We start from the raw sequence: 16,744 nt of genomic DNA on the forward strand, positions 1-16,744 counted from the left end.
ATTTTGCTAAGGGACTAATTCCTTTATTTGAATATCATCATGCAACTTCAGTAATTTACTAAGGAACTTATCTTCTATCTGAAGATGGAATGTTAATCGGCGGTCGTCTGATGTGCGGTTTAGAATGTGGGCATTTTCATGAAGGGTGGCTATTAATTTGCCATTTTCCTGACTACATGAGATTTCTATATTGAGAAGTCTCTTTTCCAGTATTTCGGCAATCTTTTGTTTCAGCGCCGGTATCCCCTGGCATGTTTTTGCAGAAATGACAATACAATTCTTATAGCGATTTTTCAGTAAAGGGATAACAGATTCATCTTTCAGTGCATCGATTTTATTCAATACAATAATTGTTGGTTTTTTTTCACATCCAAGTTCTTTTAATACTATATTTACGGATTCTATTTGTTTATGAATATGCGGGGAGCTGATATCCGCGACATGCAATAAAATATCCGCGTTTCGGGTTTCTTCGAGCGTTGCCTTGAATGAAGAAACAAGATAGTGCGGCAATTTTTGTATAAACCCAACAGTATCACTGATAAGAATATTTTTGGAATTTTCAAGTTTGCATATACCTGTTTTTGTATCTAATGTTGCAAAGAGTTTATCTTCTACCATGGCATCAACATCGGTTAGGGCGTTCATTAGGGTAGATTTTCCGGCATTAGTGTAACCGACGATGGATACGGTAGAAAATTCTTTTCTTGAAGCAACTACTCTCTGTTGCCGTTTTTCTATTTCACCCAATCGTTTTTTAAGATCATGTATTTTTCTTGAAACAATACGATTATCTACTTCAAGTTGTTTTTCTCCTGGCCCCCTTGTGCCTATTCCTCCTTCAATTCGTGAAAGATGTGTCCACATCCGTTTAAGTCTTGGTTTTGTGTATTCCAACTGAGCTAATTCTACCTGAAGTTTTGCCTGGTGGGTCTTTGCCCTTGTGGCGAATATGTCTAAAATCAACTCACTACGATCAATTACCTTTTTTTCAATGATTTTTTCCAAATTTTTTACCTGTGCGGGGGTAAGGTTATCGTCACAAATGAGTACATCTGCGTCCATTTCAACCGCTATTTTTTGCAGCTCTTGCGCCTTTCCTTTTCCAATATAATACAATGGGTCTATGTGCGCTCTTTTTTGGATTACTGTATAAATTACGTTTGCTCCTGCAGTTTTTGCCAATCTGCTTAACTCTTCCAAAGGTTCTTCATCAAGGTCAATAATATTGGGATAAGAAAGCGCTCTGAATAGGATAGCGCGTTCCGCCCTGACAGAAAAACTGGTATCTTTTAATTTCACGTAATCAGTTTACTCCCTTTTCGATAAGACAATTCTTGCGTCAACGGTTTTTGTCCCTTTCGGGTAAATAAGGATTGGGTTAAGATCTATTTCTTTAATTTCCTCATTAGAAATCATGATATCTGATACCCGAATAATGATATGGCATATTTCTGAAATATCCAGTGGCGCTGCATTTCTAAATCCGCTTAAAAGTCTGGCGCCTTTTACTTCGCGAATCATGTCAAGCGCTTCGTAATCTTCTACGGGAGCGATACGAAAGGAAACGTCCTTAAAAAGCTCAACAAAAATACCTCCTATCCCGAACATCACTGTTGGTCCGAATTGCGGATCTCTCAGGCCGCCTACAATAATTTCGGTTGAGGGAGTTGACATTTCTTCCACGAGGATTCCATATATCCTTGCATCCGGTACAGTTTTACTAATGTTTTTAAAGATTTTTTCGTATGCAGCCGCAACTTCTTTATCATTTTGTATGTTTAACATTACTCCGCCTGCATCCGTTTTGTGGCTGAGGTCAGGGGATATGATTTTGAGAACGACAGGGTATTTTATGGAATTTGCAGCCTGGATTGCTTCATGGGCAGATGAGGCAACTAAAAATCTGGTAGTAACGATTCCGTATGTTCCAAGTAGTTGTTTTGCTTCCGGCTCTAAGAGTTCATGCCGGTTTTGCTCCAAAGCGTTTTGTATTATCTTTTGAGCATTACGGGCGGTATGCGATAAAAATATATTCATCCTTTGTGTTTGTAAAGAATCCACCCGCGGAGCAGGTGGCTTTGGGATAACCCCTATAAGGGGATGAAAATGCCTTCCTTCCAAAGGAAGCAAGGTTGAGTTGTCCCCATTTTAAATTTACCGTTGTGACTCTTCTTGGCGCTCTTTCTGCTCTTGATATTTCACATATTTACGTATCTTTTCCGTATCCAAACCAACGGTATCGACACAGTAACCTCTCGACCAGAAATGATTACCCCAATAAGGTTTTTGCTTCAAATGTCGAAACTTATTGAAAACTCGAATAGCTGTTCTGCCTTTGATTATACCTACAAAATCGGATATCGATATCTTGGGTACTACCATGACAAGCAGATGAACATGGTCAATTTGTACATTTAACTCAACAACTTCACAGCCTTTTTGTTCAGAAAATGCTCTGATACACTTACCTACTTCTTCTGCTACTTGACCAGTAAGTATTCTTAGACGATATTTTGGTGTCCAAAGAATATGATATTGACAATGCCATATCGTATGCGATAATTTGCGAAATCGACTCATTTGTTACTCCTTTGTTGATGTTGTGGGACAACTCAACTTAGATTGTAACAATGAGTCGTTTTACTGGCAAAGCCTTTAAACTCTGACCACGCCCACAGGGCGTGGTTTTCCACATTATTAATAAAGATAAAAAATCTTGAATTCCAGCGGTGTAAACAATAGATTAATGTAATTATAACGAAAGAAAGACAATGTTCAAAGAATATATATCCTATACAGAAAGCAACAACCAATGGCTGGTACATGAGCAGTTTACTTTCCTTGTATCACACCTCAAACATCTCAAAACGTTAAACAATCATACCACGATCAAAATTAATAGAGAAGATAGGTTTAAAATACTTGCCGGGTTTGAAGTTGTTAAATCAGATGAAGCATATAGCTTTATTCTTAAGATTTATAAATATCCTTCACTATTTCAGCAATTGAAGCAATTGTTTAAACGAACCAAGGCATTTAGGGAGTTTTATATGACGTACCTTGCCGCTTCAAAGGGCGTTCCTGTGGAAGTACCCGTTGCGTTTGGCGAACAAAAATGTTTTTTCATTAAAAAATCATACCTTATCATAAAAAAAATCGAAAATTCTCATACCTTAAACGATTATTTTAGAGACAATAATTGTTTTGCAGAACGAAGGTCTGTTCTAAAAGAATTTGGCAAACTATCAAGATTTATTCATGATTCCGGCATAAAACAGGATGATTATTCGTTAAATAATTTCTTAGTTTTTAAGCGTGATGGGGACACAAGGATTATTTTAATTGATTTTGAAAGGGTATCAATACAACGCGGGAGTCTTTTGGAAAAACAAAGTATTTTGTATCTGGCAAAGTTGAATAGAGCAAAAGGGATATTCTGCAATACGGAGCGTCTTCGTTTTCTCATGACATACGTCGAAGGTGATTATGTATATTGCAAACAACTGGCAAAACGAATTGAATCCCTGACATTCGCATTGCAAAAAAAGGATTCGAAAAAGTTTGTGCAGCAATGTATTCATGAGAATAGAAAATTTGGCATTTTTAAAAATGCCGGATTCTTTGGCAGGTATAGAAAAGCATATTCTCAGGAAACGATACGGATACTATTAGCGACGACAGACCAAATGGTTAATGGTACAGTGCAGGCCAAGCAATATCAGATAGTACGGTTTACAAAAATGCCTTCATACCAAAAGCGATTTAGAGGCGCAGTAGATTTGTGGAAGCATGCGAATGCCTTGTTTGCGCTGAGAATTAACGTTCCTGTTCCGGTAGGGATATTTAAGAGAATATCATCCGGATGGCCAAAAGACGAATTTTTCATTTATCAACTGCCAGATAACTGGACGCCAATAGACCAGCATCTTTCTTCAACCGATGATTTAGCAATTTTGATGCGAACGATAAAGGTGTTTATAGAAGAAATATCTCCGTTCGGCATCGTCAGACAAGATATGAATACGCGCGATATCATTCTCCATACGGATAAACATCACCGGCTGAAATGTTTTTTAAAGGATTATTCCGCATTTTTTTTAAACAGACAATCATATCAGCAAAATAAATCGTTCAATATGAAGGTTTTTGATCAGGCTTTAATGATACATGGTCAGTTAAAAAAATCTGAAGGGTAATTGCTAACGAAAGCAATGTGTAGGGCATTGCATCGCCTGCCAAAAAATAAGCTGCAAGATACAGGGAATCCCCACGTTTAAGCTGAATAGTTACAATCGTTCATACTTATAGATAACTCCGTTGATATACTCTTTTTCTGGGAAATCCGTAAATTTGTGATCCATTAATTAAAAAGACTTACGACAACCATTGTTTGCAACGGATGTTCACCCCTGCCAAAACGCATAAGTGCTTAATACATAGTTTGTTAAGGCTGTATTTTTAATAAATATGTAGTCACTAATATATTGTTATTATCCGACAATATACTTGACTGATAATGGTTGTTATCTGTACAATGGTGGACATGCATATTGTAGAGAACAAGTCAAAATCCGGTAAAAAAATCTATCGATCTACCCTTCTGCGGGAATCGTACCGTGAGGATGGGAAGGTCAAGAAACGCACCATTGCGAATCTGTCGAATTGCACTCCCCTGGAGATTGAAGCGATAAGACTTGCACTCGCACATAAAGACGATCTCTGTGCATTGGGCGCATTGTCAGAATCGGTGAAACTCCATGAGGGTTTGTCTGTGGGAGCAGCGTGGAGCGTGTACCAAGTGGCAAAGGAATTAGGGATAGAAGAGGCATTGGGAAAGGACTTTGAAGGAAAGCTGGCGCTTTGGCAAGTAATGGCAAGGGTAATAGGCCGGGGGTCAAGACTGTCTGCAGTAAGGCTGGCGCAGATACATGCTGCGGGTGACGTCCTGGATATGAAGCGTGGGTTTGACGAGAACAATCTGTACGATAATTTGTCATGGTTGTCAGAGAATCAGGCAAAGATAGAGCGAAAGCTGTTTGAGTTAAGACGAGGAGGCAATAAGCCGAAGTTGTTTTTGTATGACGTGACGAGCAGTTATTTAGAGGGGAAGTCGAATCATTTTGGTGAGTACGGGTATAATCGTGACGGCAAAAAGAGGAAAAAACAGATAGTGATCGGTATGCTTTGTGATGAATCCGGGGAGCCGGTATCAACAGAAGTATTTAGGGGCAACACCCAGGATCCGAAGACCTTTGAATCTCAGGTAAAGAAGGTATTAGAGCGGTTTGGATGTAAAGATGTAACGATTGTAGGAGATCGTGGGATGATCAAGACGGTGCAAATCGAAAGTTTACCGGAAGGGTTTCATTACATAACGGCGATAACTAAGCCGCAGATAGAGTCGTTGATAAATAAAGGGATACTGCAATTAGGATTGTTCGAAGAAAAGCTCTGCGAGATAAAGGATGATGAGGTTCGATATATTCTGAGGCGCAATCCGGTAAGGGCGGAAGAGATGTCAAAGACCCGTGTATCAAAATTACAGAGTATAGAGAAATACATCGTGAAGAAGAACAGTTATCTGAAGGAACATCCTAAGTCGTCAGTATCGAAGGCCCTGGAAACAACAAGGGAAAGGCTAACGAGATTGAAACTTGATGGGTGGGTGCAGATAAAAGAAGAGGATAGGACGCTAAAGATAGAGAGAGCTGAGGAAGCATTAAAGGAGGCATCATACCTTGATGGTTGTTACGCAATCAAGACTGATCTTGAGGAGAACGAGGCGGATACCAATCTGGTACATGAACGATACAAGGATTTAACGGAAGTGGAGAAGGCGTTTCGGGACTGTAAGACGGTGAATTTGGAGGTTCGTCCGGTGTATGTAAGAAAGGAGGATAGTACACGGGGACATGTGTTTGTGGTAATGCTTGCGTACATGATAATTCGAAGGCTGCGCAGAGCGTGGAAGAATTTTGACTTGACGGTAGAGGAAGGTCTCGCACAATTGACGACCATTTGTTCGATGGAAGTAACAATCAAAGGCCAAAAAGCTAGTTGCCAGAAGATCCCGCGTCCGCGGCAACAATCACATGAATTATTAGAGGCATTACAGATAAAGTTGCCAGAAGTATTGCCAAGCCGGAACATACGGGTAGTCACTAGAAAAAAGCTTGCTGTTCGGCGTAAAAGTCAATAAATATAAGGCTTTTACGGCACTTTTGTTTTTTGACTTGGGGTGAACATCCGTTGCAAAACGGGCAAAAATGTTGGTTAATCAAACAGCGTTGAATGGCATAGTAAAATATAAATATGAAAAAAGTGAGAAAATTATTTAGAAAAAATATTAAACTGTTTAGAATTTGTGTCGATAAAAAAAACAGACATAAAGCGGAAATAAAGTAAAAAAGCGTACAAGGACACGACTAGTCAGTCTAAAAGGTGTTTTAACAAATGTAATTGTGATAGGGTTATATCCGTTAAATAAACAGGGAAAACATTTAAAAACAAGGAGGTTGGGATATGTCAAGAATTAATACAAACATTAATGCGTTGAATGCGTTGCGATCGTTAAATGATATTAACACGCAACTGTCGGTTTCGCAATTAAGGCTTGCGACTGGCAAAAGAATTAATAATGCCGCCGACGATGCCGCGGGTTTTACGATTGCCAAGAAATTCAATGCCCGTTCACAAGGGCTTGGACAGGCACTTGCGAACATAGGTTCTGCCAAGAATCTTATGTCGGTTGCGGAAGGCCATCTGAATAACATCCTCGATATTTTAACACAGATGAAGACAAAGGCGACGCAGGCGGCAGACGATTCGTTAGGGAGTGCAGAACGTAACGCTATTCAGTCGGAACTCAAAGCATTGGCAACACAAATTGATCTCGAAGTTACCCAGTCCACATGGAACTCCAAGTCAATATTTGGTACGGGGAATTCTACTACGGGAGCGGCAAGTAGTGTGCAGTTTAAATTCCAGATTGGCGCAGGGGCAAGCAGCACCAATGATGTGTTGAAGTTTGACTTGTTAGCGAAAGACAATGTAAGCTTTGATGGCGGCAATACAAACTATAAGTCTGATGGATTGCGGGTAAGTGTTGCGACGGCGGGCAGGGCGGTTACTTCTTCGGCGTCCGCGCAGGCATTGATGAGCAATATAGATACCGCCATTGCGGATGTATCAGAAGGGTTGAGTTACATTGGTGCAGTAGTGAACAGGCTGACCTATCAGGAAACCAGTTTAACGGTAGCGAGGACTAATACCGAGGCGGCTAGGAGCCGTATTGAGGATGCGGACATGGCATACGAGCAGTTGCAGTCAACAAAGCTGCAGATATTACAACAGACTGCAAGCGCTATGTTGGCGCAGGCGAATGCAGGGCCTCAGTCAATCTTACAGCTTTTCGGATAATAAAGGGTGTATTATCGGGGATGGGCAGCAATGCCCGTCCCCTTTTCTATTAATAGTGAAATTGTCTTTAAATTTTATTAGGCATAATGTATTGTTATTTTCATATAGGAATCATATATTAGCTTGCCGGTTTTTGGCGTTTTTTTCTTAAATCAGGGGAATTTAAAATGGCACTATCCTCTCTTACATCAGCGTATAGCTCGAATTCTGGACTCAATTCGTTAATTGCGCAATATATGTCGTTAGAGAAAAGACCCCTATATGATTTGCAAAGCCAAAGGACGAAACTATATAGTAAAATAGACCTGTATACAGACCTGAATTCAAAAATTTCAGGTCTGCTCGACCCAACAAAAGATCTAGCCAGCGCGGATAACAGTTCTGTCTATAATTCCAGAAGCGTAAGTACCAGTGAAAGCAAAGAAGTGTCTGCTACTACAGGTAGCAATGCCGCTACAGGGACGTATCAAATACGCGTTAAACAGTTGGCCTCCGGATCGTCCGTACAAAGTTCCAGCGGGTTGATTACTAAAGCAGCGGTGGTTAGCAGTTCAAAGGTTGCGCCGGGTTCAGGAACGATTGATGTGACAAAGAGTTTTGGTGATGCGGGATTTGGAACTGCTCCAACGGGAGCGGTAACGATTAATGGGTGGACTTCATCTGATTTGGCAACATATGCTTCGGTGCAGGCGTTTATGGATGATGTCAATACGAATGCTGCGGCAAATATGTATTATGATAGTACTGAAGATACATTTTATTTAGAGGATACGACAAGCGGTTCTTTGACTTTTACTGAATCGGAAACTCCGGGTGGGAGCGGGTTTTTTACTCAGGTAAAAATGAGAAATGCAGCGGGTGATTATAATAGCGCTACTGCAGTAACCGGTATTCAGGCGGATGTACTTTTGTCAGAGGCAAATTTTGATACGGCAGTATCAGGCTCCGGGAGTTTTAAGATTAACGGAATAGAAATTTCATGGGATGCAAGTACGGATACTTTGAATAGCGTTATAAACAGGATTAATAATTCAGATGCCAACGTAACGGCATATTATGATACATCGCTGGATAGAGTGGTAATGAATTCCAAAAGCACAGGGAGTTCTGATACTATTACCCTGGCAGACGTATCGGGAACATTCCTGATGAATACGTTTAAATTCAGTGGACAAACCGCCAGCGGAGGTGCCGATGCCAAGTTTACTATTAATAGCACAAGCTCCGGTGATGAAATCTCAAAAAGCTCTAACGATTTTACCATAAATGGCATTAACTATACTTTAAAACAAGCGAATGTTTCCGCTTATACGGAGAATACGTTTACAACAATCACTGTGAATCAGGATACCAGCGCGATTAAAACAAAAATTAATGACTTTCTTGAAAAATTTAACGCACTGACAAGTCATATAAAAGACAAGTCTGGTGTTGATACGGAAAAGTTCACCAGGGGGCCTCTTGCGGGTAATACAACCTTTATTAATATAAGGAGACAATTGTTACAGATAGTGGTTGAGAAGGTGACAGGTCTTACTGAAGGAGAACCCAATTACCTCCGTAAGATAGGCATTACCGTGGACAGTAATTTAAAGGTGAGTTTGTCCGATACCTCTGCATTTGATAGTGCTATTAAATCGAATCCCAAAGCGGTTGAGAATTTATTTAACGCTACAAATGGCGTTGCAAAAAAGATAGAATCTTTACTAAAACCGTTTGTTGAGAGCACGTCTTCTACGACCGGTTCCCTCATTGATAATACAAAGAGCACAATAAATACCCAGATAACAGGGATCAACAATAGAATTAAAAGTATGGAAACACGACTGTCGTTAAAAGAGAACCAATATCGCCAACAGTTGTCTAAAATGCAGGAATTATTAAACAATCTGGTACTTCAGGGTTCTCAGATAACAATGCTTACAAACTCGGCTTTAAACATGATGGGAACATAGATGAGGTTCTAATAAATAGAGGGTCTTCTCCCTATCGAGTGGGTAAAAATGAGCGAAAATTGCTTTGTGTTAGATATCAGGCAGCATGCAGGCCAAGATTTTGAGTCGAAGATATTCTTCGTCTCGTAGACCGTAAGCTCGGCGTTGAATGACCCTGATTTTGTTGTTCAGCCCTTCGACAAATCCTAGCGGAACTTTATTTTCTGGTTTGCAGAAAGCGGCAATGCCATCCCAGTGGCGTTCAACCAGTTCTGCAAACTCCTCATAGGGTTTAAGCCGTTGCCATTTTAACGAGGCCTTCCAGTTATCAAAAAACTTTCTGGCCCAGGCCTCTGACGTGTAGCTCCATAACTGTCCGAATGTTTCTTTGAGGACATATGCCGTATTAAGTCGTTTATTAGCGGTCAGAAGTATCTTTAATGCCTTTCTCCCTTCTACCGTAAGGTTTTCACGATGAGAAAGAAGTGTGTATTTCTGACCTTTAATGAACTTACGATCTTTGCCACTCAGTCTGGCATATTCGCTCTTTCTCACTTTGTCTAAGGCGTCGTTCAGATGCTTTATGATATGAAATTTATCGTAAAGGATGGCCGCCTGTGGTGCGCGACAACGGATGGCATTCTCAAAAGCCTTCCACATGTCCATAACCGCAAGCCGTATCTTCCTGGTTTTGTGCACACCTAACTCGTCGTAGAAGAGGTTCATGCTCTCTTCTGAACGGTCTTTACCACCAAACCAAATCACCCGCTTCCTCTCAAGGTCGCTTACTATGATACGGTAACGGTGACCTTTACGAATAGAAATTTCATCAATACCGATTACCTTTGGACCAGGATTCCCGGCACGGCGGAGTTTCTCCAGCATGTACTGCTTTTCGAGTTCCTTGACAGTCTTCCAGTCCAGGTGCAATTCTACGGCAACGTCTTTAATCGTCTGAGTATTGCATCGCTTGCCAACATAGAAGGCAAAGCGCTTGGTGTAGAAAGGATTATCCGCAAGGAACTTCAGCTTCTCTTGCTTCACCTTGTTGCAGCAAATACAGAAAACCCGGCGAATCTCAAGTTCAAGGTATACACGCCTATTGCCGCTGGAAAGATCACGCACTCGCCTATTCTTGCGGTCATAGATGGTTCGGTATACTTTACCGCAGTTACCGCAGACGGTTTTTTTCCCTGTCGGGTAAGCTTTATTACCATGGCATTGGAGTCGCCAAAAACGCCTGATACCTTGTGTTGTGGTTTAAAACTACAAAACTGATATGCATCATAAAGTGATCGTTTTTTTCTCATGCGATTTTATATCACATTTTTAGACGCTAAAACAAGCTGAAAACTCCCTCTAATTGCGGGTCGCAAGACTTTTTTCGCTCATTTTTACCCACTCAGTAGGGAGAAGACCCTAAATAGATAATGAATGGAGTTTGGATTTGGTTAATAATAAAATAAATTCATACGATGAAATAATAAATCTTCTTGGGATCAGGCTGGATGATTGTGATAAAATACTTCGTAATACAATTGAATTGAAGGAAATGTTGAACGGCGGAGATGAAGAAGACTTGTTAATTAAAAAAATGCAGGAAAGAGGGATAATAATAAAGAGGGCTTCCGCCCTTGGTGAAGAATGTCATTCGATAAAAGAACTTGTTGGGGGTATTGACGATGAGGAAGGAAAATATTTATTAAAAGAGCGAGTGGGGAAGATGAGAAAACTTTTAGACGAGATTGCTCTTCTGGATAAAGAAAACAAGTCTCTCATAGAAAGCAGAATAAATGAAATTGCTTTAAATCTTGAAAAAATACAGGAAAGCAAGCAATTGGTACGTAGTTTAGACCAGAACATTAATGATAATCCTTCATTTATTGATGTGTGTGGATAATACAATACTTTTTTATGGAGGTGAAAATTTATGGTAGGAACAAAAAAAGTTGGGCATGCATATCTTGAACAGGGAATAATGACGTTAAATCCGCTCCAATTATTAATAAAAGCGTATGACGCAGGTATTACCGCGTGTAATCGTAAGGATGAAGAAAAGGCAAGTATTGTGCTGGCAGAATTAATTGACTCTTTGAACTTCGATCAGGCAGAGATTTCAAATTCACTTTTCAGGCTATATGAATTTTGTATGCGGGAGATAAAAAACGGAAGATTTGACGCTGCGTTGAAGATTTTTAAAGAGTTAAGAGGCGCATGGTTGCAGGTACAGGACGCCGCTTGATTTATATTTTATGTGTAAATATGCATATACGTTTTTAAAGTTCTTGCGCTGGCAGTAAATCAACCCATGCCACCTGTGCAAAGGATTAAATAATTATTTTTAATTTTATCTGTATAAACAATATTTTTGGAGCAAAATTATGGATGTGGGCAAGATTCATAGTTATAGTTCTAATAATAAGTTGTTTACTGAAGTTGACAAAAAAGATATTGTCAGCAAGGAAAAGGGGAAAGATGTATCTTCTGATAAAATAACAGAAGATGCGAAGGTTTCTTACCAAGCAATTATTGATAAGAAAATTGTATCGCAAAATGTGAGCAGTAGCGCGAGTGTTAGCAATACATCTCCTCAAAGCAACAGTAACAGCGACTCTAATGATGTGGCTGTTTCAAAAAAGGAAATACCATCGGAACAACCAGCTTCTTCTGCCTTATACGATTCTCATTCCCCTCCCGTTTTCCCCGGTGTTTCTCCTATTGGTACGCGGGTTGAATTTGCTATTGAGAAAGAGTTGAATCTTGTTGTTACCACCGTGAGAGATTTAGACACCGAAAAAATCATCAGACAATTACCCCCGGAAGATACCATTTCACGAATGAAAATGCTGAAATCGTATTACAACCAAATGGCTCAGGCAAATTTGGGCAATAAAGTGGATGAAGTCGTTAAATAAAGTAGACAAACGATTGTAGTCTTTTTTTGGTACTATTTAATCGTCCCTATCATTATCCCCACAGTTTTTCCTTACCTTAATTCAAACATCTATTCTTTTTTGAACAGCGCTGGGGCTTCGCACAATATTCCTTGTTTGGCTAGCTTTATCCGTGTTGCAGGGCATACTCTTCTACGTTCATGTTTCTATTCATTAGCAAGGGCTGATTTTTCATTACTGCAGAGGGTAAGTCCGCTTTTTGCCTCTGTTAGTTGCGGGTTAATGGTTAGCGCTTGTTCGAACATGTCTTTTGCTCCCCTTTTGTCTCCACGTATAAGACGGGAATTCCCGATCAGGATATAGGGGTTTGTGGCAGACGCGTCGTATGCCAGTGAACGTAAAAAATCATTTTCTGCACCAACAAAGTCGTGAAGTGAATAACGGCAACTGCCTAACTCAAGATATATCTGCGCCATGTTTAATTCTACGTTGGGGGCAATACCTGTTTCGCCTTCAGATATTTTTATTGCAGTTTCTAAATGTTCAATTGCCTTCTGAAATTGTTTTTTTGTCACAGCGATTGTTGCAAGCATATACGCAGACAAAGGATTGTTAGTGTCTAAAAGCAAGGCTTGTTGCGCGTGGTAGACGGCTTTCGTAGTATTATCATTCTCTAAATATATCTTTGATAGGTTTATGTGCGATTGTCCTGTAAGTTCGTTTTTAATGTCAGTCGGTTTTTCAAGCATGCGCAGGTATACCTGAATCGCTGAATCATTGTTTCCCAGTTCCTGGTAAGTCATGCCCAGATTGAAGAGTGTGAATGAATCGTCCGGATTTTTTTCAAACTCTTTTAGTAAATAATTAAGATTCCGTTCCGCCCTTTGCCTCTTTTTCTCTTTGTTGAAAGCGTAAGCCCAGTGGTGAATTATTATGTCAGCTCTGAGTATTTTACCGCCTAATCTTTTAATTGAAGGCAATATTTGTTCGTGAATGGTCCCTTCAAAGCGGATTTCTGGATGTCTCCGGAAAACCCTGCAGTATTCGCTGTAGAAAGAGGTTGCTATGTTGTCACATTGTTGAGGAATACATTGCCTTACCGTAAGCGCCATAATATCCTTGCTGTTAATTAGTGACCGAATTTTTAGCGCGTTAGCTTCATCAATAATTTCATCTGCGTCAATGTAAAGTATCCAGTCGCCATTTGCATATCGCAATGATTCGTTGCGGGCTGCGGAAAAATCGTTTCTCCATTGAAAATGATGCACTTTTGCCTTATAGCGCAGGGCAATTTCTACAGTATTATCAGTAGAACCTGTGTCTACAATGATTATTTCATCTGCAAAAGATTGAATACTTTCCAGGCAACGGGGAAGAATACCGGACTCGTTTTTAACTATCAGACAGGCAGAAAGTTTGACCATAATGTGAACGTATCGCCTTTGGCGAACTCCTGGATGGATCAATCTTTCAGATTGATCCATATATTTTGGTATGGTTTGTGTGTTGGTTCACCGTGAATTGGAATTTTTAAAAGAGCTAAATTGTTACAAAAAACCTGGTTTTGAACATTTGAAAATTGAAAATTAGAATTTGTTTCGTATTTAGCATTTCGGGGTTCATCCGTAAATATTTTGTCAAAAAATGCAAAGAAATTACTGATAAGGTACTAACAGGCATCGGAAACATGCAAAACGATAAAACGTAATGTTGTGTATTTTCAAGATAAAAAAACCGTTTTATTAATATAAAACGGCCTTTTTGTTTTTTTCTGACATAATAAAATGTTTTAACCCTGAAAGAGCTGCATTATTATCTGAGGGCTGGTATTTGCTTGTGCAAGCATAGCGCTGGCAGTTTGTTGCAATATCTGTAGCTTGGTGGCTTCTAATTGTTCATATGCCATATCTGCATCCTCAATCCTGCTTCTCGCAGCATCGGTATTTGTTCTTGCTACCGTTAAACTGGTTTCCTGATACGTCAGCCTGTTTACCACCGAACCAATGTAGCTCAATGCCTCTGATACATCTTCAATGGCTGTGTCTATATTGCTCATCAATGCACGTGCAGAAGCGTTTGATGCTACCGATGTTGTAGCGATACTTACATTCAATCCACTTGCGGTATAGTTTTTATCAGTAGCCCCACTGTCAAAGCTTACATTGGTATTTGCTAACAAGTCAAACGACAACACGTCATTGGTACCGCTTGAACCGGCGCCAATCTGGAATTTGAACTGCACGCTGCTTGCGGACCCGGATGTTGCATTCGCTCCGCCAAATATTGAATTTGAGTTCCATGTTGCTTGGGCAACCTCAAGATCAATTTGGACTGCCAACTGGTTCAATTCCGCTTTTATGGCATTACGCTCTGCGCTCCCTAACGAATCATCTGCCGCCTGTGTTGCCTTTGTCTTCATCTGTGTCAGAATATCAAGAATATTGTTTAAATGGCCTTCAGCAACAGCCATCAGATTTTTGGCAGATCCTATGTTTGAAAGGGCCTGGCCAAGTCCCTGTGAACGGGCATTAAATTTTTTGGCAATCGAAAATCCTGCTGCATCATCTGCGGCAGAGTTAATTCTCTTACCGGTAGCCAATCTTAATTGAGATACAGAGAGGCGGGTGTTAACATCATTTAATGATTTCAATGCGTTTAAAGCGCCGATATTTGTATTAATCCTACTCATTTTACAACCTCCTTGTTAAATGTAATAAATTGACTATTTATTGTTTATATAGAAATTGCATTTATGCTTGTATTAAGAAAACTTATAAATTTTTTTAATATATCATTATCAAAACTCCCGTCCATCTTTCCTACCATATGCTGCAGTACTTTAAATGCTGGGTTTTGTTCGTATTTTGAATCAGTGGACATTTGTCGTTCGTATTCGTCAAGGAGGTGAGTTATGCGGCTATAAGGGTGGATTTTTTCTCCAATTATGCCTTCCGGATAGCCCTTCCCATTTAATTGTTCATGATGTTGTCTTGCGATAAGACAAGCTTCTTCTGGGACAAGAGTATTTTTTGACAAGAGAAAGAATCCAAATTCTGCATGTTTCTTATAGGTTTCCTTTTCTTGTTTTGATAGTTTTTCAGGGGTTTCTTCTTCGATAGTGTTAGTGCTTAGGCATGTGGCGCCAATATCGTGAAGCAATATGCCCGTGCCCAATATTGCCAGTTCTTTCTTTGAGTAGCCTAAATAATGGCCAAATAGTATGCCGAGTATGGCCATATTTGCGGAATGGTTAAATACTTTTCCATTGTATTTTAGCACTTTTATTAAATGTGCATGCTTATCCTGATTTACTAATACAAAGTCTAATAGTGTCGTTGTCCAATCCCGGACTCTTTCAATAATGACATTAATGTCAATGTTTTTGTAGGCGTCTTTTATTATATTTGACGCAATATCATAGAGCATACGCGCTCTTTCTTGTAATGATACTGTTTCGTCACGAACAAACCGATCCATGTTTGTTTCCATATATCGAAGGTATTGTTCCGTGCCATTTTTTGCGACGTATATTCTGTTAATATTTTTCTTTACGAAGGATTCTTTCCGTTCGTCTTCCAACAATTTAAAACCTTTACAGTAAAGCAAATGCTTGGCTTCATTATTTACAATTGTTTGTAAATATAAATCACACCCTGCAAAAGCGCCAGATTTAATACTTCTTAACGTTGCGGGAAGATATCTGTTTTTTTCATCATAATAATTTAATGTAAGTTGTTCTAGCGCGTTTCCGTTTTTTAAGCGTTCTGATAAATGAGAATTTCCAATGGCGATAGCAGCATAGGTTGCAATAGTTTCCAAAAATCTTACATCAGCTGCTCCATAAACATCTCCGGACTTTTTATTGCTTACGCTTACAATTCCCACAACCTTCTCTTTCACTTTAATAGGAACGTAAAGAATTGTTTTGCCGAGAATCCAATCAGATTGATCCTGTTTAAAACGGGGATCTTTGTTAATATCATTTACAATAAGTGGATTTCCATTTTTTATTATCCATTTGAGGATGTTGTCATTTATCCTGAACGATTTATTGCTTGCGATATGATTAGCAATGCCTTCTGAAGCCTTTAGCAATAGTTCATTATTGCTATTGATCAAAACGATAATGCCGGTTGCGCTTCCTGTGCCGCTTATTGTAAGATTATTCATCAGGGGGAAAAGTCTATCTACCTCTATTTGTGAAATTAATGCGTGGCCGACCTCTTTAACATTCAAGTCCTTGATGTTTGCAATAGAATCATTGTTTCTTATGCCTATGGCGTCGGGGTAACGCAGTAAATGAGATAAACTGGTAAGCCTTTTAATATCAGACAATGATTCCTGTACATTTTTAAGCTCTTTCTGTATCTCTGTATTTAAATCTTTGGAAGATTCTGCATATCGCTTGATATAAACAGGCATTTTTAGCGTATTCATTGTCATATTGTTTTCCCTCACCGATTAGGATTTAAATTGGGTAATTCTTCGAGAACA

The 16,744-nt window shown here is 39.5% G+C and carries 15 protein-coding genes; 7 read left to right on the forward strand and 8 right to left on the reverse strand.

The genetic code is table 11. The features are described from left to right. Positions 1–6 precede the first annotated feature (6 nt). From hflX to tnpA, 3 genes are read right to left on the reverse strand one after another with little or no spacing between them, the layout of a single operon-like run. Positions 7–1,302 (reverse strand): GTPase HflX, encoded by a 1,296-nt coding sequence (hflX, locus tag KSMBR1_RS15265; RefSeq protein ID WP_099326095.1) that lies wholly within the window; start codon positions 1,300–1,302, stop codon positions 7–9. A 9-nt stretch (positions 1,303–1,311) separates the two neighbouring features. Then, complete coding sequence (locus KSMBR1_RS15270; RefSeq protein ID WP_230408006.1) at positions 1,312–2,133, reverse strand: acetate--CoA ligase family protein; 822 nt, start codon at positions 2,131–2,133, stop codon at positions 1,312–1,314. 24 nt (positions 2,134–2,157) lie between these two features. Continuing rightward, positions 2,158–2,583, reverse strand: coding sequence for an IS200/IS605 family transposase (gene tnpA, locus KSMBR1_RS15275; RefSeq protein WP_099326096.1), 426 nt, complete (start codon positions 2,581–2,583; stop codon positions 2,158–2,160). A 191-nt stretch (positions 2,584–2,774) separates the two neighbouring features. Here tnpA and KSMBR1_RS15280 point away from each other — a divergent pair, with 191 nt between their 5' ends. The 4 genes from KSMBR1_RS15280 (at position 2,775) to fliD (ending at position 9,377) form a co-directional block, all read left to right on the forward strand. Beyond that, complete coding sequence (locus KSMBR1_RS15280) at positions 2,775–4,199, forward strand: lipopolysaccharide kinase InaA family protein (RefSeq protein WP_099326097.1); 1,425 nt, start codon at positions 2,775–2,777, stop codon at positions 4,197–4,199. A 347-nt stretch (positions 4,200–4,546) separates the two neighbouring features. Beyond that, complete coding sequence (locus KSMBR1_RS15285) at positions 4,547–6,202, forward strand: IS1634 family transposase (protein ID WP_420886561.1); 1,656 nt, start codon at positions 4,547–4,549, stop codon at positions 6,200–6,202. Between the two features lie 323 nt (positions 6,203–6,525). Then, positions 6,526–7,422, forward strand: coding sequence for a flagellin (locus tag KSMBR1_RS15290; protein WP_099326098.1), 897 nt, complete (start codon positions 6,526–6,528; stop codon positions 7,420–7,422). A 167-nt stretch (positions 7,423–7,589) separates the two neighbouring features. Beyond that, positions 7,590–9,377, forward strand: coding sequence for a flagellar filament capping protein FliD (gene fliD / locus KSMBR1_RS15295; RefSeq protein ID WP_099326099.1), 1,788 nt, complete (start codon positions 7,590–7,592; stop codon positions 9,375–9,377). A 69-nt stretch (positions 9,378–9,446) separates the two neighbouring features. On the opposite strand, the gene KSMBR1_RS15300 is transcribed toward fliD, so the two are convergent. Together KSMBR1_RS15300 and KSMBR1_RS22505 are read right to left on the reverse strand one after the other, a co-directional pair. Further along, the gene (locus KSMBR1_RS15300; protein WP_230408085.1) at positions 9,447–10,505 is read right to left on the reverse strand and encodes an ISL3 family transposase; all 1,059 of its coding nucleotides are present in this window, start codon (positions 10,503–10,505) and stop codon (positions 9,447–9,449) included. After that, positions 10,397–10,666: a hypothetical protein gene (locus tag KSMBR1_RS22505; protein WP_230405763.1), complete on the reverse strand. Its 270-nt coding sequence runs from the start codon at positions 10,664–10,666 to the stop codon at positions 10,397–10,399. The genes KSMBR1_RS15300 and KSMBR1_RS22505 overlap by 109 nt, the downstream gene beginning before the upstream one ends. A gap of 137 nt (positions 10,667–10,803) precedes the next feature. On the opposite strand from KSMBR1_RS22505, the gene KSMBR1_RS15305 reads away from it, so the two are divergent. The 3 genes from KSMBR1_RS15305 (at position 10,804) to KSMBR1_RS15315 (ending at position 12,271) form a co-directional block, all read left to right on the forward strand. Beyond that, positions 10,804–11,256: a hypothetical protein gene (locus KSMBR1_RS15305; RefSeq protein ID WP_157820645.1), complete on the forward strand. Its 453-nt coding sequence runs from the start codon at positions 10,804–10,806 to the stop codon at positions 11,254–11,256. Positions 11,257–11,286: 30 nt separating this feature from the next. Then, positions 11,287–11,598 (forward strand): flagellar export chaperone FliS, encoded by a 312-nt coding sequence (locus KSMBR1_RS15310; protein WP_099326102.1) that lies wholly within the window; start codon positions 11,287–11,289, stop codon positions 11,596–11,598. A 139-nt stretch (positions 11,599–11,737) separates the two neighbouring features. Continuing rightward, a complete protein-coding gene (locus tag KSMBR1_RS15315) occupies positions 11,738–12,271 on the forward strand; it encodes a flagellar protein FlaG (protein WP_099326103.1) in 534 nt (177 codons plus the stop codon). A 185-nt stretch (positions 12,272–12,456) separates the two neighbouring features. Here KSMBR1_RS15315 and KSMBR1_RS15320 read toward each other — a convergent pair whose 3' ends face one another. The 3 genes from KSMBR1_RS15320 to KSMBR1_RS15330 form a co-directional block, all read right to left on the reverse strand. Then, positions 12,457–13,734: a tetratricopeptide repeat-containing glycosyltransferase family 2 protein gene (locus KSMBR1_RS15320; RefSeq protein WP_099326104.1), complete on the reverse strand. Its 1,278-nt coding sequence runs from the start codon at positions 13,732–13,734 to the stop codon at positions 12,457–12,459. Between the two features lie 305 nt (positions 13,735–14,039). Beyond that, complete coding sequence (locus KSMBR1_RS15325; RefSeq protein ID WP_099326105.1) at positions 14,040–14,939, reverse strand: flagellin; 900 nt, start codon at positions 14,937–14,939, stop codon at positions 14,040–14,042. A gap of 44 nt (positions 14,940–14,983) precedes the next feature. Then, positions 14,984–16,687 (reverse strand): HD family phosphohydrolase, encoded by a 1,704-nt coding sequence (locus tag KSMBR1_RS15330; protein ID WP_169704261.1) that lies wholly within the window; start codon positions 16,685–16,687, stop codon positions 14,984–14,986. Between the last annotated feature and the right edge of the window lie 57 nt (positions 16,688–16,744).

The sequence above is a fragment of the Candidatus Kuenenia stuttgartiensis genome (assembly GCF_900232105.1).
GTDB lineage: Bacteria > Planctomycetota > Brocadiia > Brocadiales > Brocadiaceae > Kuenenia > Kuenenia stuttgartiensis_A.